This is a genomic window from Rhodopseudomonas sp. RCAM05734, from assembly GCF_052658035.1.
The window spans coordinates 4,303,220-4,326,114 of sequence record NZ_CP199742.1; the positions used below are offsets into that span (position 1 = coordinate 4,303,220).

Genomic DNA, 22,895 nt, shown 5'->3' on the forward strand with positions numbered 1-22,895 from the left:
AAAAATCCTCTGGATTACGTCTTGTCGAAAGCGGTCGCTGTCGCAATGCGTGACAGCGGATAGCGGCTGATCTCGTCGATCAAGACCAGCAGGCGCCGCGCCGCGCGCTCCACGGTCTCCTTTCCGAGTTCGGCCGTGGCTTGCGTGGCGTCGCCGCAGGCGCCCTTCGGATGCAGGTCCTGCGCCTGCCAGCCGAACCCCACCGCACCTTCCGGGCTGAGCAGCTCGGACTCATCAGCGATCTGTACCGACAGCGGCACAAAATTCTCCGCGCGATCCATCTCGACCAGATCGGGATGCAGATGCAGCATCACGCTGGTCTCGCTCTGGCCGCCGTGAATGCCGTGGCGGTTCTCGTCGGCGCTGTAGAGCGCGTCCATGTCGATCAGGCTCGACCACATCGCCGACACCGCGAACATGCCGAGCTTCACGCGCAGCTCGCGGCAGACGATGTCGAGCAGTTGCGGCTGGCCGCCGTGGGAATTGAGGAACAGGATTTTTCGGACGCCGGCACGGTGCACGCTTTCGCCAAGCTGGAACCACACCCGCGCCAGCGTCTCGTAGGACAGCGTCAGCGTGCCCGGAAAGGCGAGGTGCTCGTCGGACTTGCCGATCGGCAGCGCCGGCAGCACCAGCGCCGGGCAGTCGGCGGGCATCAGTTCGACGGCGCGGGCGATGATTCCGGCATTGATGGCGGCATCGACGCGCACCGGCAGATGCGGCCCGTGCTGCTCGACAGCGCCGACCGGCAGGATGGCGACCACGCTGCCCGCGTCGAGTTCGGCGAAGTCGCGGGTCGACAGGTCCCACCACCAGTGTGATTTCAGTTTCGTCATGGCGGCGGCTCGGCCTCGCGGGGTGGTCCAGGGGCGGTTCAGTTGCCTGACCGCCGCTGCGATTGAGCACGACGGCCGGGGCGCTAGGAAGCGCGTTGTTTCGGCAGCAAAGTCGGCTTTTTAAGCAATCACGACCGGGTTCCAGCTTTGTGCCTTGCAACGCTGCCGCGGACATCGGCGGCGACGCTGGCTTCCAGCTGGGCGCGCAGCCGGCTGTGCGCCGGGTCCTTCTGGAAACGCTGGTGCCAGACCATGTACATCGGCAATGCCGTCATTGCCCCGGCGCCGGCAGCCAGCGGGATCCGCACGCTGGCAAAATCGCGCATCAATTGCTGGCCGAGCAGGCTTGGCATGCTCGCCAGCAGGTCCGAACCGCGCAAAAAGGCCGGCACGGCCGTGAAGTTCGGCACCGAGATGGCGATATCCCGAACGATGCCGCTGGCGCCAAGCCGGCGGTCGAAGTCCAGCCGCTCGTTGTCGGTGTAGACCACGGTGACGTGCCGGGCCGCGAGGTATTGCGCGCGGGTCGCGGGCGGCCTGACGGCGGGATCGTAGAAGCAGACGTAGTGATCCTGCAGCAGGCGCTTCTGCACGATATCGATCCCCACGGGCGGCACCGGGGTGATCAGCAGGTCGCAGCGGTTGTCGCGCAGCATGGCCGGGGAGGGCGATTGCGATGGGATCACCCGCAGGCTGAATTTCTGCACCGCCGCCGTGACCCGGCGCACCAGGCCGGGCAGCAGCAGGTCGCGCTGGAAGTCGTTGGCGGCGATGGTGATGGAAAGCTGCGCCGTGGCCGGGTCGAATGACGCGCCGCTGCCGAACGCCTTCATGGCGTCAAGCAGCGCGCGGGCCTCGGGCGCCAGTGCATGGGCGTGGGCGGTGGCCACGATGCCGCGGCCGGACTTGGCGAACAAGGGATCGTGGATCACCCGGCGCAATTTCTGCAGACCGTGGCTCACCGCCGACTGGGTCACGCCCAGCCGCCGCGCCGCCGATGTCACCGAGCCTTCCTCCAGCACCGCGAGAAACAGCGCTAGGACGTGGCCGTCGATGTCCAAATGATCGATCTTGCTCATGCAATACATGATAACCGATCTATTTATCTTGGGAATGGGGCAGAACATGCTGGCGCAAAGGCGAGCCGCCGACGTGGCGGTCGCTGCCATAGGGAGGCCACCCATGAACATCCATAGCGGACGGATCGACGCGCCCGCCGACGCCGGCAGCAACCGGGTCGAATCCTTTGCATCGCCACTGCGCGCCAGTGGTTTTCTGGCGCGCGACCGCTCGGTGCATCCGCCGGCCCACGCGCCCGGCTACAAGTCCTCGGTGCTGCGCTCGCCGCGCAATGCGCTGCTGTCGCTGGAGACGTCGCTGTCGGAATTCACCGGTCCGGTGTTCGGTCACAACGATCTCGGCCCGCTCGACAACGACCTGATCCGCAACTATGCCAAGTCAGGCGAGCCGATCGGCGAACGCATCGTGGTGCACGGCCGGGTGCTCGACGAGAACGGACGCGGCGTGCCCAACACGCTGGTGGAATTCTGGCAGGCCAATGCCGGTGGCCGTTACCGCCACAAAAAGGACACCTATCTCGCGCCGGTCGATCCGAATTTCGGCGGCTGCGGCAGGGCCCTCACTGACGACAGCGGCTATTATTATTTCCGCACCATCAAGCCCGGCCCCTATCCCTGGCGCAATTACGTCAACGAGCTGGCGCCCGGCGCATATCCACTTCTCGGTATTCGGCTCGGGCTTTGCGCAGCGCCTGATCACCCAGATGTATTTCGAGGGCGACCCGCTGATCAAGATCTGCCCGATTCTCACCACGGTGCCGGACCAGGACGCGCTCGACCGCCTGGTGGCACCTCTCGACCTCAACGCCAGCGCGCCGTTCGATCTGCTGGCCTACCGCTTCGATATCGTGCTGCGCGGCCAGCGCTCGACGTTCTTCGAAAACCGCCCGGAAGGAAACTGAGCCATGGTGCAGGCATTGCCCTATCTCAAGGAAACCGCATCGCAGACCGCTGGGCCCTACGTGCATATCGGGCTCATCCCCGACATGGCCGGCTTCGAGATCTTCGAGAAAAACTTCGGTGCGGTGCTGGCCGGGCCGAACACAGCAGGCGAGCACATCACCCTGGAAGGGACGGTGTTCGACGGCACCGGTACGCCGCTGCGCGACGTGCTGCTGGAAATCTGGCAGGCCAACGCCGCCGGCCGCTACAACCATCCGGCCGACCAGGGCACGGGTCCGCTGGATGCCGAGTTTCGCGGCTGGGGCCGTGGCGGCTCGGACTTCTCCACCGGTCTGATCCGCTTCGAGACCGTCAAGCCCGGTGCCGTCACCGAGCGCAACGGCCAAGTCGACGCCCCGCACATCAACGTGTGGATCGTCGCCCGCGGCATCAACATCGGCCTCAATACGAGGATCTATTTTTCCGACGAGGAGGAGGCCAACGCCGCCGATCCGGTGCTGAACCTGATCGAGCAGCCGGTGCGGCGTTCCACCTTGATCGCGCAACGCAGCGAGCGCGACGGCAAGGCGGTCTACAGCTTCAACATCCACCTGCAGGGGCCGAACGAGACGGTGTTCTTCGACGTCTGACGAGTCTTGCTCATGACAGCCGTCTGGCCGGGGATCAGCTTCGGCCAGACGGCGACAGACGTATGTCAGCCGTTGTTACTTTCGCTTATATCGACAACATCCGGATAGACCGGCTCGCGATGGATTTCAGCGCCAACCTCATTGATGACTGAAACGTGGAGGTTCGGGTCCCCCGGTGGGTCCGCTTCGCTCAGTTTCAGGGCGATCTCCCTGCTGTGCGCGATGGCGGCATCCGAGGTGATGAACTCAAGTCCCAGCCTGTCGCGGACTGCGACGCCATCCTTTAAGTCGAAAAAATAGGTACGTTTCACGTGATGATGCCACTGCTAAAAGTCAGGTCAATGAATCGGTGACACCCGCCACCGGAGGCTAATCCAGCTACGATCTTCATCAATCGGGACGGTCCGCATTGTGCTAGGTCAATTTCAGGGTCTTCCGATCCGTCTCTGACCGGGGCAAACGATGGGACACGGGGCGCCAGCTCTGTCACTGCTCCGCCAGCGCCAGCCTGGCGCCGAGCGCGGCGAAGGCGCCGGCAAAGCTGCGGCGCATCCAGGTCAGCACGCGCGGACGCGAGATGACATGGTCGCGGATCCCGGCTGCGAACAGGCCGTAGATCGCGAACACGACGAACGTCATCAGCATGAACACCGCGCTGAGCGTCAGCATCTCCGCCAGCGGATGCGCTTCGTCGGCGCGCACGAACTGCGGCAGGAAAGCCAGGAAGAAGATCGACAGTTTCGGATTGAGGATGTTGAGCAGGATCGCGTTTACGGTGACCTGCAGTGCCGAACGTGCGTCGACCTTGTCGTCCACCTTCAGCGCGCCGTGCTCCTGCAGCGTATTCCACGCCATGTACAGCAGGTAGGCGACGCCGAGATACTTGAAGACCTGAAACGCCAGGGCACTGGCGTGCAGCAGCGCCGCCAGTCCCAAAATGGCTGCTGCCATGTGCGGGACGATGCCCAGCGTGCAGCCGAACGCCGCGACCACGCTGGCGCGCGAGCCGCGCGAAAAGCCGGCGGCCAGGGTGTACAGAGCGCCGGTGCCGGGTGAGGCGATCACGATCAGCGAGGTGATCAGGAATTCGATGGTCATGGCCGGGCCCTGGATTGCGATGTCCGGCAAGCATGGCTCGGCGCCGCGGGCCATGCAACCAGGATCGGGGGTGACGCCTGACGGTAAAATGGCGTAGATGCCGGGCTTGGAGGATCGTTTCATGATAAAGCCGACCGGCAGGGCGCTGCTGTTCGATATCGACGGCACGCTGACGGATACCGATGCACTGCATCTCGACGCGTTCAACCAGGTATTCGGGCCTTACGGCCATAGCTTCGATCGCGCCCGGTTCGGTCGTGAGGTGCAGGGATTTTCCACGGCATCGATCCAGCAGAGGTTTCTCGCCGACGAGTCGCCGGAGCAACAACTCGCCGTCATGGAGCGCAAGGAAGCCGTGTTCCGCGACCTCGCGGCGGCGGAGATCCGGCCGTTGCCCGGTCTGATGGCACTCCTCGACGTCGCCGACCGGGCCGGCGTGCCGATGGCGGCCGTGACCAACGCGCCGCGCCTCAATGCCGAGATGATGCTGGCCGGCCTGGGCATCGCCGACCGTTTCGCGGTGCTGGTGATCGGCGACGAACTGGCGCATGGCAAGCCGCATCCGTTGCCCTACCTGGAGGGCCTCCGTGCCCTCGGCGCGGACCCGAAGGCCTCGGTAGCGTTCGAGGATTCCCGTGCCGGCGTGCAGGCGGCCTCGGCCGCCGGCATCGCCACCGTCGGCATCCGGACCAGTGTCGGCCATGACGATCTGCTCGCGGCGGGGGCCGCGACGACGGCCAATTCCTTCGATACGCCGGAACTGGTCGGCTGGCTCGCAGAACGGATGCAGTGGTAGCGACAACGGCGGCTCCGGCCCGAAGCCGCCGTTTTTTCGTTGTGATGACGAAGATGTGTTTGCAGAGGTCTGGCAGCAGCCACAGATTGACGGTTTTGCGACCGCGGCGCTGAATGCATGCACTTGCATCTTTCGGCGAAGGGGGGGTAGGTGAAGGCGGTTGGAATCTTCGCCGACATCTCACTTTAGAGGACTTCTCATGAGCACTCCGTACAGCGTTGCCGTCATCGTCGGCAGCCTTCGCAAGCAATCGTTTTCGTTGAAGATCGCCAAGGCTTTCGCCAGGCTGGCGCCGGCGACGCTGAAGCTGAACATCGTGACGCTGGAAGGGCTGTCGTTCTTCAACCAGGACCTCGAGGCGGCTCCGCCGGCCGACTGGGTCAAGTTTCGCGAGACCATCCAGGCCTCGGACGCCGTGCTGTTCGTGAGCCCAGAGTATAACCGCGGCACGTCCGGCGTTCTGAAGAACGCCATCGACGTTGCCTCGCGGCCTTACGGCAAGAGCGCGTTCCTCGGCAAGCCGACCGGCATCGTCGGCAACTCGCCGAGCCCGCAGGGCGGCGTCTCCGCGGCGCTGGACTTGAAGCGGATCCTGCCCGGGATCACCGGTCCGATCCTGCAGCAGCCGGAAATCTACCTCAACCACATCGGCGACGCGTTCGACGACAACGGCGAGATCGTCAAGGACGGCCTGCAGCCGGTCATGCAGGCCTATATCGACGCTTTCGCGGCATGGGTCGCGCAGATCAAGAAATAGGCGGCTGATTCGCGGCGACGGCCTGGTTTTTAGCAGTCCCTTAACCAGGTCGTCGCATGTTTCCGCCATGGTCAAGCATACCCGACTCAAATCGCTTCTCACCGGGCTCGCGCTCTATGCGCTGGCGGCGATGCTGATCGGCTATTTCGGCGTCAACGCCTACACGGGCAAATACGGCCTCAATGCCCGCCAGGAGCTCGATCAGGAAATCGTGGCGCTGACCTCGGAACTGGTGCGCCTGAAAAAGGAGCGCGCCGAGGGCGAACAGCGGGTGTCGCTGCTGCGCTCCAGCGGTGTCGATCCCGACATGCTCGACGAGCGGGTGCGCTACCAACTCGACTACGCTCACCCGCGCGACCTGGTCAAAGTGATCAAGCCGAACTGATTTTCAATCTCGAGTCGGAGCGCGGCGCGGCATTCCCGGTTCGCCGCGCAACGTCTGCAGGACCTGCCCTCGGCTCGGTGCGTGGTTGCCATTCCGCAAATTACAAAACACGCTTCATTCAATCGCGAATGTTGCTCTTCGCTGCAGTGCGACATGACTTGCCGATACTCCGCGACAGGCAGTCCCTTTCATGCCGCTGGTAGTTGGAGTAGAGAGGGCCATTCACTCTCGTATCCGGAATTCTCATGGCCGCACCGAAAAAGAGCGTCGCGCAAACGGCACAGGCAACCAGCAATGGCGCAAGCCATCCTGCGCCGCCTGACTTCAACCGGGAGCAGGAGCTGCGCGCGCTGCGCGACATGTTGCTGATCCGGCGTTTCGAGGAAAAGGCCGGCCAGTTGTACGGCATGGGCGCGATCGGCGGCTTCTGCCACCTCTACATCGGCCAGGAAGCCATCGTGGTCGGCATGCAGATGGCGCTGAAGCAGGGCGATCAGGTGATCACCGGCTATCGCGACCACGGCCACATGCTGGCCTGCGGCATGGAAGCCAAGGGCGTCATGGCCGAGCTGACCGGACGCCGGGGCGGCTATTCCAAGGGCAAGGGCGGCTCCATGCACATGTTCAGCAAGGAGAAGAACTTTTTCGGCGGTCACGGCATCGTCGGCGCCCAGGTGTCGCTCGGCACCGGCCTGGCCTTCGCCAACCGTTACCGCGGCAATGACCTCGTGAGCCTGGCCTATTTCGGCGACGGCGCGTCGAACCAGGGCCAGGTCTATGAGAGCTTCAACATGGCCGAGCTGTGGAAGCTGCCGGTGGTCTACATCATCGAGAACAACCGCTATGCCATGGGGACCTCGGTGACCCGTTCCTCCGCGCAGACCGACTTCTCCAAGCGCGGCATCTCCTTCAACATTCCGGGCGAGCAGGTCGACGGCATGGACGTCCGCGCGGTGAAAGCCGCCGGCGACAAGGCCGTGGCATGGTGCCGCGCCGGCAAGGGTCCGTTCATCCTGGAGATGCAGACCTATCGCTACCGCGGCCATTCCATGTCGGATCCGGCCAAGTACCGCACCCGTGAAGAGGTGGACAAGGTTCGCCACGATTCCGATCCCATCGAGCAGGTCCGCAACCGGCTGCTCGCCGCCAAGATGACCGAGCAGGACCTGAAGGCGATCGACGCAGAGGTTCGCGACATCGTCAACGAAGCCGCGGATTTCGCCCAGCACGATCCCGAGCCGGATGCGTCCGAGCTTTACACTGACATCTACCGCTAAGCGCGCGCAGCCCTGAAGATCGATCCGGAGTTCCTATGCCCATTCAAGTGCTGATGCCCGCGCTGTCCCCGACCATGGAGAAGGGCAACCTCTCCAAATGGCTGAAGAAGGAAGGCGACGCGATCAAGTCCGGCGATGTCATCGCCGAGATCGAGACCGACAAGGCGACCATGGAAGTCGAGGCCACCGATGAGGGCACCCTCGGCAAGATCCTGGTCGCGGAAGGCACCCAAGACGTCGCGGTGAACACGCCGATTGCGACCATTCTGGCCGACGGCGAAGATGCCTCGGCGGCTGCCGAGGCATCCAAGGAAGCCAAGGCCGCGGCCGAGCCCGCCGCGCAGATGAAGGCGGATCAGTCCGCGCCGCCGGCGGCCGACACCAAACCGGCGCCTGCCCCGCAGGGCGACACCGCCGCGGTGGCGCCGAAGGCCACGGTCGAGTCCGATCCGGAAATTCCGGAAGGCACCGAGATGGTCACCATGACCATCCGCGAAGCGTTGCGCGACGCGATGGCCGAAGAGATGCGCCGCGATGAAGACGTTTTCATCATGGGCGAGGAAGTCGCGGAGTATCAGGGCGCCTACAAGGTGACCCAGGGCCTGCTGCAGGAATTCGGCGCCCGCCGCGTCATCGACACCCCGATTACCGAGCACGGCTTTGCCGGCGTCGGCGTCGGCGCGGCGATGGCCGGCCTGAAGCCGATCGTCGAGTTCATGACCTTCAACTTCGCCATGCAGGCGATCGACCAGATCATCAACTCCGCTGCCAAGACGCTCTATATGTCCGGCGGCCAGATGACCGCCCAGCTCGTGTTCCGCGGACCCAACGGTGCCGCTGCCCGGGTCGGCGCGCAGCACAGCCAGGACTACTCGGCCTGGTACTCGCAGATCCCCGGCCTCAAGGTGGTCGCGCCGCATTCCGCCGCCGACTACAAGGGCCTGCTCAAGGCCGCGATCCGCGATCCCAACCCGGTGATCTTCCTCGAAAACGAAATGCTGTACGGCCACACCGGCGAAGTGCCGAAGCTCGATGAATACATCGTGCCGATCGGCAAGGCGAAGATCGCCCGCAAGGGCAAGGACGTTACCCTGATCTCGTGGTCCAACGGCATGAACTACGCGCTCAAGGCCGCCGAGGAACTGGCCAAGGAAGGCATCGACGCCGAAGTCATCGACCTGCGCACCCTACGTCCGATGGATACCGACACCATCGTCGAGTCCGTGAAGAAGACCGGCCGCGCGGTGACGGTGGAGGAGGGCTGGGCGCAGTCCGGCGTCGGTGCCGAAATCGCCGCCCGGATCATGGAACACGCCTTCGACTATCTTGACGCGCCGGTCGGCCGGGTGTCGGGCAAGGATGTGCCGATGCCCTATGCCGCCAATCTCGAGAAGCTGGCGCTGCCGTCCGTGGCCGACGTCGTCGCGGCTGCCAAAGCCGTTTGCTATCGGTGACGCATGGCGGGGCCTAAGGAGCAACCGCTGCCGCCAGACGTCGTGGGCCGCGATGACGCCGTCGAAGTGTTGCGTGCGTTTGTGGTCGACGGCGGCCTGTCGATCGCGTTCACCCGCGCCTTCGAGGAGCCCGACATGTGGGGCATGTTGCTGGTCGACATCGCCCGCCACGCCGCGCGCGCCTACGGGCGCGAGAGCGAGTTTTCCGAGGACGAGGCGCTGAGCCGCATCGTCGATATGTTCGAAGCCGAAATCGCGCGGCCCACTGACGTGGGCACCACGTCGCAGTCGCAACAAGGTGGTCACTGACAATGCCAATCAACATCCTGATGCCCGCGCTGTCGCCGACGATGGAAAAGGGCAACCTTGCCAAGTGGCTCAAGAAAGAGGGCGACAAGGTCAAGTCAGGCGACGTGATCGCCGAGATCGAGACCGATAAGGCGACCATGGAAGTGGAAGCCGTTGATGAGGGCACCATCGCCAAGATTCTGGTGCCGGAAGGCACCCAGGACGTGGCGGTCAACGCCATCATCGCGGTGCTGGCTGCGGACGGTGAAGATGTGAAGGCGGCAGGGGCAGGGGCCTCTGACGCAAAGCCGGCGCCGGCTGCGGCCGAAGCGCCCAGGGAACCGTCGAAGCCTGCTGCCGCGCCTGTGCCTGCGCCGGCCGCGGAGAAGGCGCCGGCGCCCGCCGCGGCCGCACCGGCTCCGGCGAAAGAAGCTGCGCCGGCGAGCAATGGCGCGCGCGTCTTCGCCTCGCCGCTGGCCAAGCGCCTGGCCAAGGAAGCCGGCATCGAACTCGGCCGCATCAACGGCTCCGGTCCGCACGGCCGCGTCATCGCCAAGGATGTCGAAACCGCCAAGTCCGGCGGCGGCCTCAAGGCGGCAGCGGCATCGTCGGCTGGTGCTCCCGCCGGCGCGACGGCGTTGATCGGTGCGCCGGCCATGTCCGATCAGCAGATTCTCGGTCTGTACGAGCAGGGCGATTACCAAAGCGTGCCGCATGACTCGATGCGCAGGACCATCGCGCAACGTCTCACGGCTGCAACCAACTCGATGCCGACCTTCTATCTCACCGTCGACTGTGATCTCGGCAAGCTCTCTTCCGCGCGGGAAGAGATCAACGCTGCGGCCGGCAAGGACAAGGATGGCAAGCCGCTTTACAAGCTGTCGGTCAACGATTTCGTCATCAAGGCAATGGCGGTTGCTCTGCAGAAGATTCCGGAAGCGAACGTATCGTGGACCGAGGCCGCCATGCTTCGCCACAAGCACTCGGACATCGGCGTCGCTGTGGCGTTGCCGTTCGGCCTGATCACGCCGATCATTCGCCAGGCCGAGATCAAGTCGATTTCGGCGATCTCCAACGAGATGAAGGAGCTTGCCGGGCGCGCCCGGGCCAAGAAGCTCAAGCCCAATGAATACCAGGGTGGCGCGTCGTCGGTCTCCAATCTTGGCATGTTCGGCATCAAGGATTTTACCGCGGTGATCAACCCGCCGCAGTCCTCGATCCTGGCGGTCGGCACCGGCGAGGAACGCGCCGTCGTGCGTAACGGCCAGATTGTCGCCGCCACCATGATGAGCGTGACGCTGTCCTGCGACCACCGCGCCATCGACGGCGCGCTCGGCGCGGAATTGATCACCGCCTTCAAGAAGCTGATCGAAAATCCCGTGATGATGGTGGTGTGAGGCTCAGGTCCGGTGGCTCATGAAAGTCAGAACTTCATGGCCCTGGATATGGCTGCTGATCGCCGCCGCGGCGGCGTTGAATCCGGTCGGATACGACATCCTCTACAACGCCTACAATTCCGGTGAGCAACTGGCGCGCAGCCTCGGACAGTTCCTGATCTATTGCGCGCTGGGAATCCTTGCGGCGACGGGATTGATCGAATTCGGAATCCGTCGATTTTTGATTTCAAGACAGCGCCGGTCGGCGCGCGGAGTGCAACATGGCTGATACATCCTTCGACGTCGTCGTCATCGGCTCCGGCCCCGGTGGCTATGTCACCGCGATCCGCGCCGCGCAGCTCGGCTTCAAGACGGCGATCGTCGAGAAGGCCTATCTTGGCGGCATCTGCAACAACTGGGGCTGCATTCCGACCAAGGCGCTGCTGCGCTCGGCGGAGATCTATCACTACATGCAGCACGCCAAGGACTACGGCCTGTCGGCGGACAACGTGTCGTTCGACATCAAGGCGGTGATCGCGCGCTCGCGCGGCGTCGTGAAGCGCCTCAATGGCGGTGTCGAATACCTGATGAACAAGAACAAGGTCTCGATCATCTGGGGCGAGGCGATGCTGGACGCGCCCGGCAAGTTCACGGTGAAGAAGTCGGAAGCCGCTGCGCCGAAGGGCGCGCTGGGGCCGGGCGCCTATACTGCCAAGCATATCATCGTCGCCACCGGCGCGCGGCCTCGCGCGCTGCCGGGCCTCGAGCCCGACAAGAAGCTGGTCTGGACCTATTTCGAGGCGATGAACCCGGACAGGATGCCGAAGTCGCTGCTGGTGGTCGGCTCCGGCGCCATCGGCATCGAGTTCGCGTCGTTCTATCGCACCATGGGCGCCGAAGTGACCGTGGTCGAGGTGCTGCCGCAGATCCTGCCGGTCGAGGACGCCGAGATCGCCGCCGTCGCGCGAAAACAGTTCGAGAAGCAGGGCATCAAGATCCTTGCCAATACCAAGGTGACGAAGCTCGACAAGAAGGCCGACAGCGTCGTCGCCACCATCGACGACGGCAAGAAGCCGGTGACCCAGGAATTCGACCGCGTCATTTCCGCGGTCGGCGTAGTCGGCAACATCGAGGGCTTTGGCCTGGAGAAGCTCGGGGTCAAGACCGAGCGTGGCTGCATCGTCATCGACGGCTATGGCAAGACCAACGTGCCGGGCATCTACGCCATCGGCGACGTCGCGGGGCCGCCGATGCTGGCGCACAAGGCCGAGCATGAAGGCGTGATCTGCGTCGAGGCCATCAAGGGAATGCATCCGCATCCGATGGACAAGCTGCTGATCCCCGGCTGCACCTACTGCCAGCCGCAGGTGGCTTCCGTCGGCCTCACCGAGGCCAAGGCCAAGGAGAGCGGTCGCGAGATCCGCGTCGGCCGCTTCCCCTTCGTCGGTAACGGCAAGGCCATCGCCATGGGCGAAGATCAGGGCCTGGCCAAGGTGATCTTCGACAAGAAGACCGGGCGGCTGCTCGGCGCGCATCTGGTCGGCGCGGAGGTCACCGAACTGATCCAGGGGTTTGTGGTGGCCATGAACCTGGAAACCACGGAAGAAGAGCTCTTCCACACCATCTTCCCGCATCCTACCATTTCGGAGACGATGAAGGAGGCGGTCCTCGACGCCTACGGGCGCGTCCTGAATATGTAGAAAACCCGAGCGCGGGTCGCGATGGCAGGCTCCCGAGCCGGCCATCGTCGTTTGGACTGTACCTTAGTCGCATTCCAGAGGGTTGCTGTGCGGCAACGAATGTTGCGCCCAAGCAACAGTTCCCCAACATTTGGCCGGTGCCACCGCCGGCCCTTGCGTGCGCCGCTATTTAGCCACACGCCTCCGTGAAATCATTCTTCGTCAGCTAACGGCCACGGCGCTCGCGAAGACAATGGGAAATCACAAGATTTTCCGGGTTCAGGGAGATGGCCGGGGAAACGGGTTCAAGATGGACGCCAAGACGCCAGCCAGCAACCTCAAGTCGCGCCTGCCCAGCCGTCATGTGACGGAAGGGCCGGAGCGGGCGCCGCATCGCTCCTATCTCTACGCGATGGGGCTGACCACCCAGCAGATCCACCAGCCGTTCGTTGGCGTGGCGTCGTGCTGGAACGAAGCCGCTCCCTGCAATATCTCGCTGATGCGTCAGGCCCAGGCCGTCAAGAAGGGCGTCGCCTCCGCCGGCGGCACGCCGCGCGAATTCTGCACCATCACTGTCACCGACGGCATCGCCATGGGCCATGACGGCATGCGTTCGTCGCTGCCGTCCCGGGAGTGCATCGCCGACTCGGTCGAGCTGACCATGCGGGGCCACGCCTATGACGCGCTGGTCGGGCTCGCCGGCTGCGACAAGTCGCTGCCGGGCATGATGATGGCCATGGTCCGGCTCAACGTGCCCTCGATATTCATCTATGGCGGCTCGATCCTGCCCGGAAATTTCCGTGGCCAGCAGGTCACCGTGCAGGACATGTTCGAGGCGGTCGGCAAGCATTCGGTCGGCGAGATGTCCGACGAGGATCTCGACGAGATCGAGCGCGTGGCCTGTCCGTCGGCCGGCGCCTGCGGCGCCCAGTTCACGGCCAACACCATGGCGACGGTATCGGAAGCGATCGGTCTGGCGCTGCCCTATTCCGCCGGGGCGCCTGCGCCCTATGAGATCCGCGATGCGTTCTGCACCACTGCCGGCGAGAAGGTGATGGAGCTGATCGCGCGCAACATCCGGCCGCGCGACATCGTCACCCGCAAAGCCCTGGAGAATGCTGCTGCCGTCGTTGCCGCGTCCGGCGGCTCGACCAATGCTGCACTGCATCTGCCAGCCATCGCGCACGAGTGCGGTATCAAGTTCGACCTGTTTGACGTGGCGGAAATCTTCAAAAAGACACCCTATGTCGCGGATTTGAAACCGGGTGGCCGTTATGTCGCCAAAGACATGTTTGAAGTTGGCGGCATACCGTTGCTGATGAAGACATTGCTCGATCACGGCTACCTGCACGGCGATTGCCTGACCGTTACCGGCCGTACGATTGCGGAGAATTTGAAGAACGTGAAATGGAATCCCCACCAGGACGTCGTTCGTTCTGCCGACAAGCCGATCACCGTCACCGGTGGCGTTGTCGGACTCAAGGGGAATCTGGCTCCGGAGGGCGCGATCGTGAAGGTCGCCGGCATGTCCAACCTGAAATTCACCGGACCTGCGCGCTGCTTCGACCGCGAGGAAGATGCGTTCGAGTCGGTGAAGAGCAAGACCTACAAAGAGGGCGAAGTCCTCGTGATTCGCTATGAGGGGCCGCGCGGCGGTCCCGGCATGCGCGAGATGCTCTCGACCACGGCAGCCCTGACCGGGCAGGGCATGGGCGGCAAGATCGCCCTGATCACTGACGGTCGTTTCTCCGGTGCCACCCGTGGCTTCTGCATCGGCCATGTCGGCCCTGAAGCCGCCATCGGCGGCCCGATTGCTTTGCTCGCAGATGGCGACATCATCGAGATCGACGCAGACAACGGCACACTTAACGTAAAATTGACTGACGCGGAATTGGCCGAGCGCAAGACCAAATGGAAGCCGCGTGCGACAGACCACACGACCGGTGCGCTTTGGAAATATGCCCAGCAGGTTGGACCGGCGGTCGATGGTGCCGTCACCCATCCGGGCGGGGCGCACGAGAAACAGTGTTATGCGGACATCTAGGCGTATCATTCTTGTAGCGTTTGCTTTGGGAGCCGCAGCCGTGGCCGGTCCCGCGTCCGCCTTTGATGGCGCCGCGGTGAACGGCACGGATACGGCGATCCCGGTGGTATCGGCGCAGTCAGGTACCGCCGCCGCCTTGAAGAAGGCGGCCCCCTCGGATAATTCGACCCAGCCGACCGCCCTGCAATATGCCGCCGAAGGCGGTCACCCGATCGCCCAGTGGAAGCTCGGCCGGATGTATGCCGACGGCAACGGCGTGATGCAGGACGACCTGCGCGCCTTCGAATATTTCAGCCGCATCGCCAATGCGCACGCCGAGGATAGCCCGTCGGCGCCGCAGGCGGCGATCGTCGCCAACGCCTTTGTGGCGCTAGGCCGCTACTACCTCGACGGCATTCCGAATTCCAAGGTCAAGGTCGACACCGAGCGGGCGCGCGAGATGTTCTCCTATGCCGCGTCCTATTTCGGCAATGCCGATGCGCAATACGATCTGGCCCGCCTGTACCTCAAGGGCATCGGCGCGCCGCGCGACACCAAGTATGGCGCGCGCTGGCTCGGCCTTGCCGCGCAAAAGGGCCAGCACCAGGCCCAGGCCATGCTCGGCCAGATGCTGTTCAACGGCGAACAACTGCCCAGGCAGGCGGCGCGCGGCCTGATGTGGCTGACGCTGGCGCGCGACAGCGCTGCGCCGGACGAGACCTGGATCAAGGACAGCTACAACAAGGCGATCGCCAAGGCCTCCGAAGACGACCGCGCCATGGCGCTGCAGATGCTCGAGCACTGGGTGCAGGGCCGCAAGGACTGAGGCTGGGGAAAGCGCCTCGGGCTCGGTTGTCGTCACCCGGCTTGACCGGGTGACCCAGTAAACGCCGGCTTCAGTTTGGATTTCGACACTGCTGGCAGTTGTCTTCGTATTTTCCCAATTCCTTCACGGAATACTGGGTCGCCCGGTCAAGCCGGGCGATAACAGCTGCGTCTGTGGATCAGGCCGCGCGCGATCAACTCACGCGACCTCAAGATCCAGATCAATCCATACCGGCACGTGGTCCGACGGCTTTTCCCAGGCGCGGACATACTTGTCGATGCCGACATTGGTGAGCCGGTCGCTGGCCTGCGGCGATAGTAGGAGATGGTCGATGCGGATGCCCCAGTTCTTCTGCCAGGCGCCGGCCTGGTAGTCCCAGAACGTGTACTGGCCGGGCTCGTCGGTGACGGCGCGCAGGGCGTCGGTGAGGCCGAGACCGAGCAGGGCCTGGAAGCTTTCGCGGGTCTGCGGCTTGAACAGCGCATCATTGGCCCAGGCGGCGGGGTTGTGGACGTCAGCCGCCGCAGGGATCACGTTGAAGTCACCAGCCAGGATCAGCGGCTCTTCGGTCTTCAACCGTTGCTGCGCGTAGTCGTGCAGCCGCGACATCCATTTCAGCTTATAGGGGTATTTCTCGGTCTCAACCGGATTACCGTTGGGCAGATACAGACAGGCGACGCGCACCACGCCCGATTTCAGCGACACCACGCCTTCGATGAAGCGAGCGTGCAAATCCTCGGCGTCGCCGGCCAGCCCCGGATTTGCTTCCTCGAGCGGATACTTCGAGAGCAGCGCGACCCCGTTAAAAGTTTTCTGGCCGTGGGTGACCACGTTGTAGCCGAGTGCCTCGATGGCCTCCCGCGGGAATGCCTCGTCGACGCATTTGATCTCCTGCAGACAGACCACGTCTGGCGCGCAATCGCGCAGCCAGGTCAATAGATGGTCAAGCCGCTGCCGGACCGAATTCACGTTCCACGTTGCAATTCTCATTGGATGGGATTCCGGTAACAACAATGGCAAAAATAAGTCAGGCTGGCATACCATCGGATGGAGGGGCATGATACGCTTTAAGCATAAAGCGCACTAAGTCGCTGTGAGGGACGGAGAATCGAGGAGTGCTCCCGATGCTCCAGACCGGTTGACGTGGGATGTGATGAAGAAACGTACATGGATCTTCGTGGGCCTGTTGGGGGCCGTCGCACTGACGGCCTATCTGACAAAATCGTCCTGGACCACCGGGAATACGGCAGCCCAGAAGGCGCCGCGCCCTCGTGTCGTTTCGGTGGAACTGGCCAAGGCCGAACGCAAACCGATTCCTTATGAAGTGGATTCCATTGGCTCCGTGACGCCGATCTCCAGCGTCGCTTTGAAATCCCGCGTCGAGACCACCATTGTCTCCGTGCATTTCGAGGACGGCGCCAAGGTCAACGAGGGCGACCTGCTGTTCACCCTCGATTCTGCGCCAGATCGATGCCCAGATCGAGCAGGCCGAAGGCACGCTGGCCCGCGATCGCGCGCAGCTCGCCGGCGCAGAACGCGACCTCAAGCGCTTCAGCGACCTGATCGGCAAGGGCGCCACGACCCAGGTCAATGTCGACAACGCCAAAACCCAGTCCGACATTCTCGCCGGCACGATCCAGGCCGACCAGTCGGCGCTCGACAATCTCAGGGTGCAAAAAAGCTTCACGACTATCCGCGCACCATTCGCTGGCCGGATCAGCGCCGCCAACGTGAAGGTGGGCAACTTCGTTCGTCCGGCGGACACGGCGCCGCTGGCAACCATCAACCAGATGGCGCCGGTCTATGTGTCCTTCGCGATTCCCCAGCGCATTCTCGGCGATCTCCGCGAGGCCATGGCTGCGGGATCGACCACGGTGATCGCCACCATTCCCAACAGCGGCCGCTCCGAGGACGGCAAGGTGGCCATGGTGGAGAATAGCGTGGACTCCACCACCGGCATGGTCACAGTGCGGGGCATCATGAACAACGGCAATGAGACGCTGTGGCCTGGGACTCTCGTTCAGACCAAGCTGATTGTGCGCACCGTGGATGGCGTGGTGGTGCCGACGGTCGCGGTGCAGCGCAGCCAGACCGGCAACTTCGTGTTCGTGGTGAAGGAGGGCGTCGCCCAGGTTCAGCCGGTTACCGTTGAACGCACCTTCCAGGGCTTGTCGGCGATCTCCTCCGGCCTCTCCGGCAGTGAGGACGTGGTGGTCGACGGCCAGTTGCTGCTGTCGAGCGGGACGCGCGTCGAAGCGCGGCCGCGCAAGGCTGGAGCCTGAGCCATGACCCTTTCGGAGCTGTGCATTCGCCGACCGGTGATGACCACGCTCATCACCGCATCGATCATCGCCTTTGGCATTTTCGGCTTTCGTCTGCTGCCGGTCTCGGCGCTGCCCAAGGTCGATTTCCCGACCATTGCCGTAACGGCGACCCTGCCGGGCGCCAGCGCCGACACCATGGCGGCATCGGTCGCCGGCGTCATCGAGCGCCAGCTCTCGACCATCGCCGGCATCTCGTCGATGTCGTCGAGCTCGTCGCAGGGCACCACCGCGATCACCATCCAGTTCGACCTCAACCGCAGTATCGACGCCGCGGCGCTGGACGTGCAGACCGCGCTGACCATCGCGCAACGCCGCCTGCCGATCGAAATGACGACGCCGCCGAGTTTCCGCAAAGTGAACCCCGGTGATTTCCCGGTACTTTTTGTGGCCCTCAGTTCGTCGACGCTGCCGCTGTCGACGGTCAACGAATATGGCGACATCACCATCGGGCAGGCGTTGTCGCAGATTCCGGGCGTTGCCCAGGTCACGATCTACGGCGCGCAGAAATTCGCTATACGCGTCCAGGCCGATCCCGAGGCCGCTGCGGCGCGTGGTCTGTCGCTGGAAGACATCCGCACGGCGGTGTCCCGCGCCAACTCCTCGACGCCGGTCGGCACCCTCAACGGCCCCAAGCAGGACATCTCGCTGCAGGCGTCCGGACAGATGGACAAGGCGATCGACTACCGCCAGGTGGTCGTGGCCTGGCGCAACGGCTCGCCGGTCAAGCTCGACGAGGTCGCCAAGATCTATGACAGCGTCGAGAACGACAAGGTCGCAACCTGGCTGAACAGCGAACGCGCCATCGTGCTGGCGATCCAGAAACAGCCCGACGCCAATACCGTGGCAGTGGTCGATGGCGTGCGCGCCAAGCTGCCGTCGCTGCGCGCGCAAATCCCGCCGTCGATCGCCGTCAACGTCATGATGGACCGCTCGGTGTCGATCCGCCAGGCGGTCAGCGACGTCGAGGAGACCCTGCTGATCGCCGTGGCGCTGGTGATCATGGTGATCTTCCTGTTCCTGCGCTCCGCATCCGCCACCTTCATCCCGGCGCTGGCGGTGCCGATCTCGCTGCTCGGCACCTGCGCCGTGATGTACATGCTGGATTTCTCCATCAACAACATGACGCTGCTGGCGCTCACGTTGTCGGTCGGCTTCGTGGTCGACGACGCCATCGTGATGCTGGAAAATATCGTCCGCCATATAGAGCACGGCATGCGACCGTTCGAGGCGGCGCTGAAGGGCGCGCGCGAGATCGGCTTTACCATCATCTCGATCACCTTCTCGCTGATTGCCGTGTTCATTCCCGTGCTGCTGATGGGCGGCATTGTCGGGCGCGTGTTCCGCGAATTTGCGATCACCATCGCCGCGGCCATTATTGTGTCGGGCTTCGTGTCGCTGACGCTGACTCCCATGCTCTGCGCGCGCGTGCTCAAGGCGCACGACCCGCACAAGAAGGACAACATCATCCTCCGCGCCTTCGAGGCGATGTTCGCTGCCTGGTTGAGGGGCTATGAGTGGGCGCTCGACCATGTCCTGGCGCACAAGGCGGTGATGCTGCTGCTGACCATCGCCACCCTGGGCGGCACGGTCTATCTCTACATGATCGTGCCGAAGGGCTTTTTCCCGCAGGAAGACACCGGCTTCCTCACCGGTGTCACCGAAGCCGCCACCGACACCTCGTTCGAGGCGATGAAGGCACGGCAGCAGGCACTGACCGAAGTGCTGAAATCCGACCCCGCGGTCGATTACATCAACTCGACGGTCGGATCCGGCGGGCCGAATCCGACCGCGAATTACGGCCGGCTGTTCATTGCGCTCAAGCCGCAGAAGGAGCGCGACAGCGCCCAGGCGGTGATGACACGGCTGCGCCAGAAGGCCACCGCGGTGCCGGGCCTGCAGGCGTTCTTCCAGAGCATTCAGAACCTCAATATCGGCGGCCGGCCCTCGAAGAGTCAGTACCAGTATGTGCTGCAGAGCGGCGACACCGAGTCGCTGTACCGGCTGGCGCCGGAAATGCGCGACAAGATCGCCCAGGTGCCCGGACTGCTCGACGTGACCACGGATCTCTACATCAAGAATCCGCAGATGACCGTCGACATCGACCGCGAGAAGGCCGCGGTCTACGGCATCACCGTCGATCAGGTGCGCAACCAGCTCTACAATGCCTTCGGCTCGCGCCAGGTCGGCACTATCTACATGCCGTCCAACGACTACCAGATCATCCTGGAAGCGCAGCCGCAGTTCCGGATCGACCCGTCGGACATCTCAAAACTCTACATGAAGACGGGCAACAACCAGACCATTCCGCTCAGCGCGGTGGCGAGGCTGGTGCCGACGGTGGGGCCGCTGCAGATTAATCATCAGGGCCAGCAGCCGGCGGTGACCATCTCGTTCAACCTGGTGCCGGGAACCTCCCTCGGCTATGCGGTGGACCAGATCACCGCCATCGAGGGCGCATCCAACCTGCCAGTGACCATCGCGACCGGCTTCTCCGGCACCGCGCAGGTGTTCCAGGACAGCTTGCGCGGGCAGGGCGTGCTGATCCTCGCCGCCGTGTTCGCCGCCTTCGTGATCCTGGGCATTCTCTACGAGAGCTTCATTCACCCGATCACCATTATCTCCGGCCTGCCGTCGGCGGGCATCGGTGCGATCCTGACGCTGATGCTGTTCAACATGGAGATGTCCGTCATCGCCATGATCGGCATCGTCATGCTGGTCGGTATCGTCAAGAAGAACGCCATCATGATGGTCGACTTTGCGCTGGAGCGCCGCCGCGTCGGACTGTCGGCCGAGCACGCGATCCGCGAAGCGGCGCTGCTCCGGTTCCGACCGATCATGATGACCACCTTCGCAGCGATCTTCGGCACGCTGCCGATTGCGCTCGGTGCCGGTGCCGGCGCCGAATTGCGCCAGCCGCTTGGCATCGCCGTGGTCGGCGGCCTCTGCGTGTCGCAGCTGCTGACGCTGTTCATTACCCCCGTGATCTACATCTATCTCGACCGCATCGATCGCAAGCTGAAGCGCCGCCTCGAGCCGCAATACGACGAAGCCGAAGAGGCTGGGCGGCAGCACGGGATCGCGGCGGAGTAATCCGCACCGACTTTGCATCCGCGCCGCGACGCTGGGCTAAAATTCGCGACTCGCGCGGCGCGTTGTCGGATCGCAGCGGAACGCCGCGCCAGCTAATTGCAACGAACTCGTGACGCGCCGGCGATAAAGCATGGCGAGTTTGACGGGGAGGAACTTTCCGCAAGGTTGAACGCGCACGGCGAAGGTCGTAGCAAGATCAATGAAAAAGTTCTTGGGCGTCCTGTTCGTGTGCCTCGCTGGCATCGTCTTCACGCTCGCCGACGGCGCCCCGCTGTCGATTGTGCGCCATCGATGGCAGGAGATCATCACCGAGAGCAACCACGCCGCGCTGCGGCCGGGCTCGGTCTACGACATCCTCACACATTTCGAGCAGGACTTCGGCTTCTCGCGTCCGAAATTCAAATACCTGTTCTTCGATACCGGCCTGGGCGCGGCCGATCCGATCTATCCGGTGTTCCAGCTCGGCTACCAGCAGAGCTGGCCGCAGCCGGTCAAGGCCGGCTTCTCCGAGCTGAACCGTCACATCGATCACTTCTCGACCGGCGACACGCCGGAGGGCTGCCGCATCCAGTCGGTCTACTGGGTTCGCCACATCGACGAATTCCCCGACATGTACGGCGAGCTGCGCGCTGCCGGCTACAGTCTGATCGACATCAGTTTCGACTACTATGTGAAGCTGCGTCCCGACGCCCAGTGCGGCAAGCACCATGCCCACGAACTCAGCGAGCTGTTCGATCCGGTCAAATCCATCTACGGCTATGCGCAGAGCTTCAGGACATTCGCGGACATTCCGCCGGAGCTGCTCGCGCACTACGAAGCCAAGGTCGGCGTGCTCAAGTTGATTTCCGAAAAGTTCAAGACGTCGCAGGACCAGTGGGCGAGCTACGACGATAGCTACAGCCTGCGGCACAATTCCATGTGGTTCTACCCCGACGGCTTCGCGCCCGACCATGGCATCGATACGCCGCGCACGCAGAGCGGCCTGCGCTTCCTGACCCAGCCGAAGCATCTGTTCTTCGCGGCCGAGCCGGTGCTTGAACAGCGCTTTGCCCTCGGGGCGACGTTAGGCAAGGACGGCTTTGCGCAGGTCCTGAAATTCCTCAACGGCCAGCCGGTGGCCGGCTTCGATCCGGCGACGGAGCCCGGCGGCGACACGCTCAACATCGCCACGCAGGTCAGCCCGAAGAATTTCTACACCTCGGGCACGACCATCGAACCGATCCGCGACGTGACGGCCGACGTCTCCGACCCCGGGCATTTCAAGCTGGTGTCGGTGATCCTGCGTCCGGGCGAGCCGGAGACCGACGTGCACTTCGCGGCCCCCCAGGAGATTCCCCAGCTCCGCATGGTCTACCAGCTGATGAGCCCGCGATTTCCAGGCCGGGCCTACGAGCAGTTGTTCATCCATCTCGATTTTGACGCCGTCGACCGGCTGCTGCCCGCGCCGGAACGGCGCGTCGCCATTGCCGAATTCCTGCACTGGGCGGACGCCTTGACGGGAGTCCGCGCGGCCGGCGGATCGGGGACCGACACGGCCACCGCAGACTTCATTCGGGATTCGATCGGGCCCCGGCCGGTTCAGACCGTGGCCTGGAGTTCGTCGCTGACGGGGCTCTGGGTGTTCGGGACGCTGAGCCGATCCTACAATTTGGACAGGGTGCTGGAAGCGGTGGCGGTGGTGCGGGAGGGGGTGAACGTCGGCTTCTATTCCAGCGCCTTCGACACCCCGCTGTTCCGTCTCGCTGCCGACAAGTCCGTCGGCTCTCGGAAAGCCGAGCTGCAAAGCGTGCTCGACGACCTCATGCCCACAACTTACCGCGATCCCCGGCGCCACGATCCGGAGGCACTGACCTTCAACCGCATGACCTGCGCCCAATGCCATCAGATGGCCGGGCGTGACGGCGTGCACGTGCTGCTCAACGATGGCCTGGATCGCCGGATTTCGACGCCCTACAAGGCGACGGAATATGTCTTTCGCGAGCTGGATCGGCAGCTGCGACGCATACCCAGGCTTGACGAGTCTGAGCCGACGGCCATCTCAGGGAGCGTGGGACGGACTAGATAGACGGAAGCCG

The 22,895-nt window shown here is 63.9% G+C and carries 19 protein-coding genes and 2 pseudogenes; 16 read left to right on the forward strand and 5 right to left on the reverse strand.

Annotated features, from left to right (window positions below; translation table 11 throughout):
- Positions 1 to 14: 14 nt before the first annotated feature.
- Together ACUXVA_RS20315 and ACUXVA_RS20320 are read right to left on the reverse strand one after the other, a co-directional pair.
- Positions 15 to 836 (reverse strand): creatininase family protein, encoded by an 822-nt coding sequence (locus ACUXVA_RS20315; RefSeq protein ID WP_445487761.1) that lies wholly within the window; start codon positions 834 to 836, stop codon positions 15 to 17.
- A gap of 128 nt (positions 837 to 964) precedes the next feature.
- A complete protein-coding gene (locus ACUXVA_RS20320; protein WP_445487763.1) occupies positions 965 to 1,924 on the reverse strand; it encodes a LysR family transcriptional regulator in 960 nt (319 codons plus the stop codon).
- Positions 1,925 to 2,018: 94 nt separating this feature from the next.
- On the opposite strand from ACUXVA_RS20320, the pseudogene pcaH reads away from it, so the two are divergent.
- Together pcaH and pcaG are read left to right on the forward strand one after the other, a co-directional pair.
- Positions 2,019 to 2,817, forward strand: a pseudogene (gene pcaH, locus ACUXVA_RS20325) (protocatechuate 3,4-dioxygenase subunit beta).
- Between the two features lie 3 nt (positions 2,818 to 2,820).
- Positions 2,821 to 3,447 carry a protocatechuate 3,4-dioxygenase subunit alpha gene (gene pcaG / locus ACUXVA_RS20330; RefSeq protein WP_265078696.1) on the forward strand — a complete coding sequence of 209 codons (627 nt, stop codon included), beginning with the start codon at positions 2,821 to 2,823 and terminating at the stop codon, positions 3,445 to 3,447.
- A gap of 65 nt (positions 3,448 to 3,512) precedes the next feature.
- Here pcaG and ACUXVA_RS20335 read toward each other — a convergent pair whose 3' ends face one another.
- A complete protein-coding gene (locus tag ACUXVA_RS20335) occupies positions 3,513 to 3,758 on the reverse strand; it encodes a DUF6894 family protein (protein WP_445487765.1) in 246 nt (81 codons plus the stop codon).
- Between the two features lie 175 nt (positions 3,759 to 3,933).
- Positions 3,934 to 4,545: a LysE family translocator gene (locus ACUXVA_RS20340; RefSeq protein ID WP_445493317.1), complete on the reverse strand. Its 612-nt coding sequence runs from the start codon at positions 4,543 to 4,545 to the stop codon at positions 3,934 to 3,936.
- Between the two features lie 121 nt (positions 4,546 to 4,666).
- On the opposite strand from ACUXVA_RS20340, the gene ACUXVA_RS20345 reads away from it, so the two are divergent.
- From ACUXVA_RS20345 to ACUXVA_RS20395, 11 genes are all read left to right on the forward strand, one after another.
- Positions 4,667 to 5,341 carry an HAD family hydrolase gene (locus ACUXVA_RS20345; protein WP_265078694.1) on the forward strand — a complete coding sequence of 225 codons (675 nt, stop codon included), beginning with the start codon at positions 4,667 to 4,669 and terminating at the stop codon, positions 5,339 to 5,341.
- A gap of 199 nt (positions 5,342 to 5,540) precedes the next feature.
- On the forward strand, positions 5,541 to 6,098 hold the full coding sequence (locus ACUXVA_RS20350; RefSeq protein WP_265078693.1) for an NADPH-dependent FMN reductase: 558 nt from the start codon (positions 5,541 to 5,543) through the stop codon (positions 6,096 to 6,098).
- 67 nt (positions 6,099 to 6,165) lie between these two features.
- On the forward strand, positions 6,166 to 6,483 hold the full coding sequence (locus tag ACUXVA_RS20355) for an FtsB family cell division protein (RefSeq protein ID WP_265078692.1): 318 nt from the start codon (positions 6,166 to 6,168) through the stop codon (positions 6,481 to 6,483).
- A gap of 245 nt (positions 6,484 to 6,728) precedes the next feature.
- Positions 6,729 to 7,760 carry a pyruvate dehydrogenase (acetyl-transferring) E1 component subunit alpha gene (gene pdhA / locus ACUXVA_RS20360; RefSeq protein ID WP_265078691.1) on the forward strand — a complete coding sequence of 344 codons (1,032 nt, stop codon included), beginning with the start codon at positions 6,729 to 6,731 and terminating at the stop codon, positions 7,758 to 7,760.
- A gap of 35 nt (positions 7,761 to 7,795) precedes the next feature.
- Positions 7,796 to 9,214 (forward strand): pyruvate dehydrogenase complex E1 component subunit beta, encoded by a 1,419-nt coding sequence (locus ACUXVA_RS20365; protein WP_265078690.1) that lies wholly within the window; start codon positions 7,796 to 7,798, stop codon positions 9,212 to 9,214.
- Positions 9,215 to 9,217: 3 nt separating this feature from the next.
- Positions 9,218 to 9,523 carry a DUF5076 domain-containing protein gene (locus ACUXVA_RS20370; protein ID WP_265078689.1) on the forward strand — a complete coding sequence of 102 codons (306 nt, stop codon included), beginning with the start codon at positions 9,218 to 9,220 and terminating at the stop codon, positions 9,521 to 9,523.
- A gap of 2 nt (positions 9,524 to 9,525) precedes the next feature.
- Positions 9,526 to 10,899 carry a pyruvate dehydrogenase complex dihydrolipoamide acetyltransferase gene (locus tag ACUXVA_RS20375; RefSeq protein ID WP_445487770.1) on the forward strand — a complete coding sequence of 458 codons (1,374 nt, stop codon included), beginning with the start codon at positions 9,526 to 9,528 and terminating at the stop codon, positions 10,897 to 10,899.
- A 19-nt stretch (positions 10,900 to 10,918) separates the two neighbouring features.
- Entirely contained in the window at positions 10,919 to 11,167 is a 249-nt protein-coding gene (locus ACUXVA_RS20380) for a hypothetical protein (protein WP_445487772.1), read from the forward strand.
- Positions 11,160 to 12,578 (forward strand): dihydrolipoyl dehydrogenase, encoded by a 1,419-nt coding sequence (gene lpdA, locus ACUXVA_RS20385; RefSeq protein WP_445487774.1) that lies wholly within the window; start codon positions 11,160 to 11,162, stop codon positions 12,576 to 12,578. The genes ACUXVA_RS20380 and lpdA overlap by 8 nt, the downstream gene beginning before the upstream one ends.
- A gap of 289 nt (positions 12,579 to 12,867) precedes the next feature.
- Positions 12,868 to 14,601 carry a dihydroxy-acid dehydratase gene (ilvD, locus tag ACUXVA_RS20390; protein ID WP_445487776.1) on the forward strand — a complete coding sequence of 578 codons (1,734 nt, stop codon included), beginning with the start codon at positions 12,868 to 12,870 and terminating at the stop codon, positions 14,599 to 14,601.
- Positions 14,588 to 15,406, forward strand: coding sequence for a tetratricopeptide repeat protein (locus tag ACUXVA_RS20395; RefSeq protein WP_445487778.1), 819 nt, complete (start codon positions 14,588 to 14,590; stop codon positions 15,404 to 15,406). Before ilvD ends, ACUXVA_RS20395 begins: the two co-directional genes overlap by 14 nt.
- A gap of 198 nt (positions 15,407 to 15,604) precedes the next feature.
- On the opposite strand, the gene xth is transcribed toward ACUXVA_RS20395, so the two are convergent.
- Positions 15,605 to 16,396, reverse strand: coding sequence for an exodeoxyribonuclease III (gene xth / locus ACUXVA_RS20400; RefSeq protein WP_265078684.1), 792 nt, complete (start codon positions 16,394 to 16,396; stop codon positions 15,605 to 15,607).
- Positions 16,397 to 16,559: 163 nt separating this feature from the next.
- Here xth and ACUXVA_RS20405 point away from each other — a divergent pair.
- From ACUXVA_RS20405 to ACUXVA_RS20415, 3 genes and pseudogenes are all read left to right on the forward strand, one after another.
- Positions 16,560 to 17,688, forward strand: a pseudogene (locus ACUXVA_RS20405) (efflux RND transporter periplasmic adaptor subunit).
- Positions 17,689 to 17,691: 3 nt separating this feature from the next.
- Positions 17,692 to 20,820 (forward strand): efflux RND transporter permease subunit, encoded by a 3,129-nt coding sequence (locus ACUXVA_RS20410; RefSeq protein WP_265078683.1) that lies wholly within the window; start codon positions 17,692 to 17,694, stop codon positions 20,818 to 20,820.
- Between the two features lie 199 nt (positions 20,821 to 21,019).
- A complete protein-coding gene (locus tag ACUXVA_RS20415; RefSeq protein WP_445487781.1) occupies positions 21,020 to 22,885 on the forward strand; it encodes a hypothetical protein in 1,866 nt (621 codons plus the stop codon).
- Positions 22,886 to 22,895 lie beyond the last annotated feature (10 nt).

What these genes read in the sequence shown, in the direction of transcription:
- pdhA (WP_265078691.1), top strand. Translation starts at nt 6,729, where the DNA reads ATGGCCGCACCGAAAAAGAGCGTCGCGCAAACGGCACAGGCAACCAGC.
- ilvD (WP_445487776.1), top strand. Translation starts at nt 12,868, where the DNA reads ATGGACGCCAAGACGCCAGCCAGCAACCTCAAGTCGCGCCTGCCCAGC.
- ACUXVA_RS20340 (WP_445493317.1), bottom strand. Translation starts at nt 4,545, where the DNA reads ATGACCATCGAATTCCTGATCACCTCGCTGATCGTGATCGCCTCACCC.
- ACUXVA_RS20365 (WP_265078690.1), top strand. Translation starts at nt 7,796, where the DNA reads ATGCCCATTCAAGTGCTGATGCCCGCGCTGTCCCCGACCATGGAGAAG.
- lpdA (WP_445487774.1), top strand. Translation starts at nt 11,160, where the DNA reads ATGGCTGATACATCCTTCGACGTCGTCGTCATCGGCTCCGGCCCCGGT.
- ACUXVA_RS20410 (WP_265078683.1), top strand. Translation starts at nt 17,692, where the DNA reads ATGACCCTTTCGGAGCTGTGCATTCGCCGACCGGTGATGACCACGCTC.
- ACUXVA_RS20350 (WP_265078693.1), top strand. Translation starts at nt 5,541, where the DNA reads ATGAGCACTCCGTACAGCGTTGCCGTCATCGTCGGCAGCCTTCGCAAG.
- ACUXVA_RS20395 (WP_445487778.1), top strand. Translation starts at nt 14,588, where the DNA reads ATGCGGACATCTAGGCGTATCATTCTTGTAGCGTTTGCTTTGGGAGCC.
- xth (WP_265078684.1), bottom strand. Translation starts at nt 16,396, where the DNA reads ATGAGAATTGCAACGTGGAACGTGAATTCGGTCCGGCAGCGGCTTGAC.
- ACUXVA_RS20345 (WP_265078694.1), top strand. Translation starts at nt 4,667, where the DNA reads ATGATAAAGCCGACCGGCAGGGCGCTGCTGTTCGATATCGACGGCACG.
- pcaG (WP_265078696.1), top strand. Translation starts at nt 2,821, where the DNA reads ATGGTGCAGGCATTGCCCTATCTCAAGGAAACCGCATCGCAGACCGCT.
- ACUXVA_RS20380 (WP_445487772.1), top strand. Translation starts at nt 10,919, where the DNA reads ATGAAAGTCAGAACTTCATGGCCCTGGATATGGCTGCTGATCGCCGCC.
- ACUXVA_RS20415 (WP_445487781.1), top strand. Translation starts at nt 21,020, where the DNA reads ATGAAAAAGTTCTTGGGCGTCCTGTTCGTGTGCCTCGCTGGCATCGTC.
- ACUXVA_RS20320 (WP_445487763.1), bottom strand. Translation starts at nt 1,924, where the DNA reads ATGTATTGCATGAGCAAGATCGATCATTTGGACATCGACGGCCACGTC.
- ACUXVA_RS20315 (WP_445487761.1), bottom strand. Translation starts at nt 836, where the DNA reads ATGACGAAACTGAAATCACACTGGTGGTGGGACCTGTCGACCCGCGAC.
- ACUXVA_RS20375 (WP_445487770.1), top strand. Translation starts at nt 9,526, where the DNA reads ATGCCAATCAACATCCTGATGCCCGCGCTGTCGCCGACGATGGAAAAG.
- ACUXVA_RS20370 (WP_265078689.1), top strand. Translation starts at nt 9,218, where the DNA reads ATGGCGGGGCCTAAGGAGCAACCGCTGCCGCCAGACGTCGTGGGCCGC.
- ACUXVA_RS20355 (WP_265078692.1), top strand. Translation starts at nt 6,166, where the DNA reads ATGGTCAAGCATACCCGACTCAAATCGCTTCTCACCGGGCTCGCGCTC.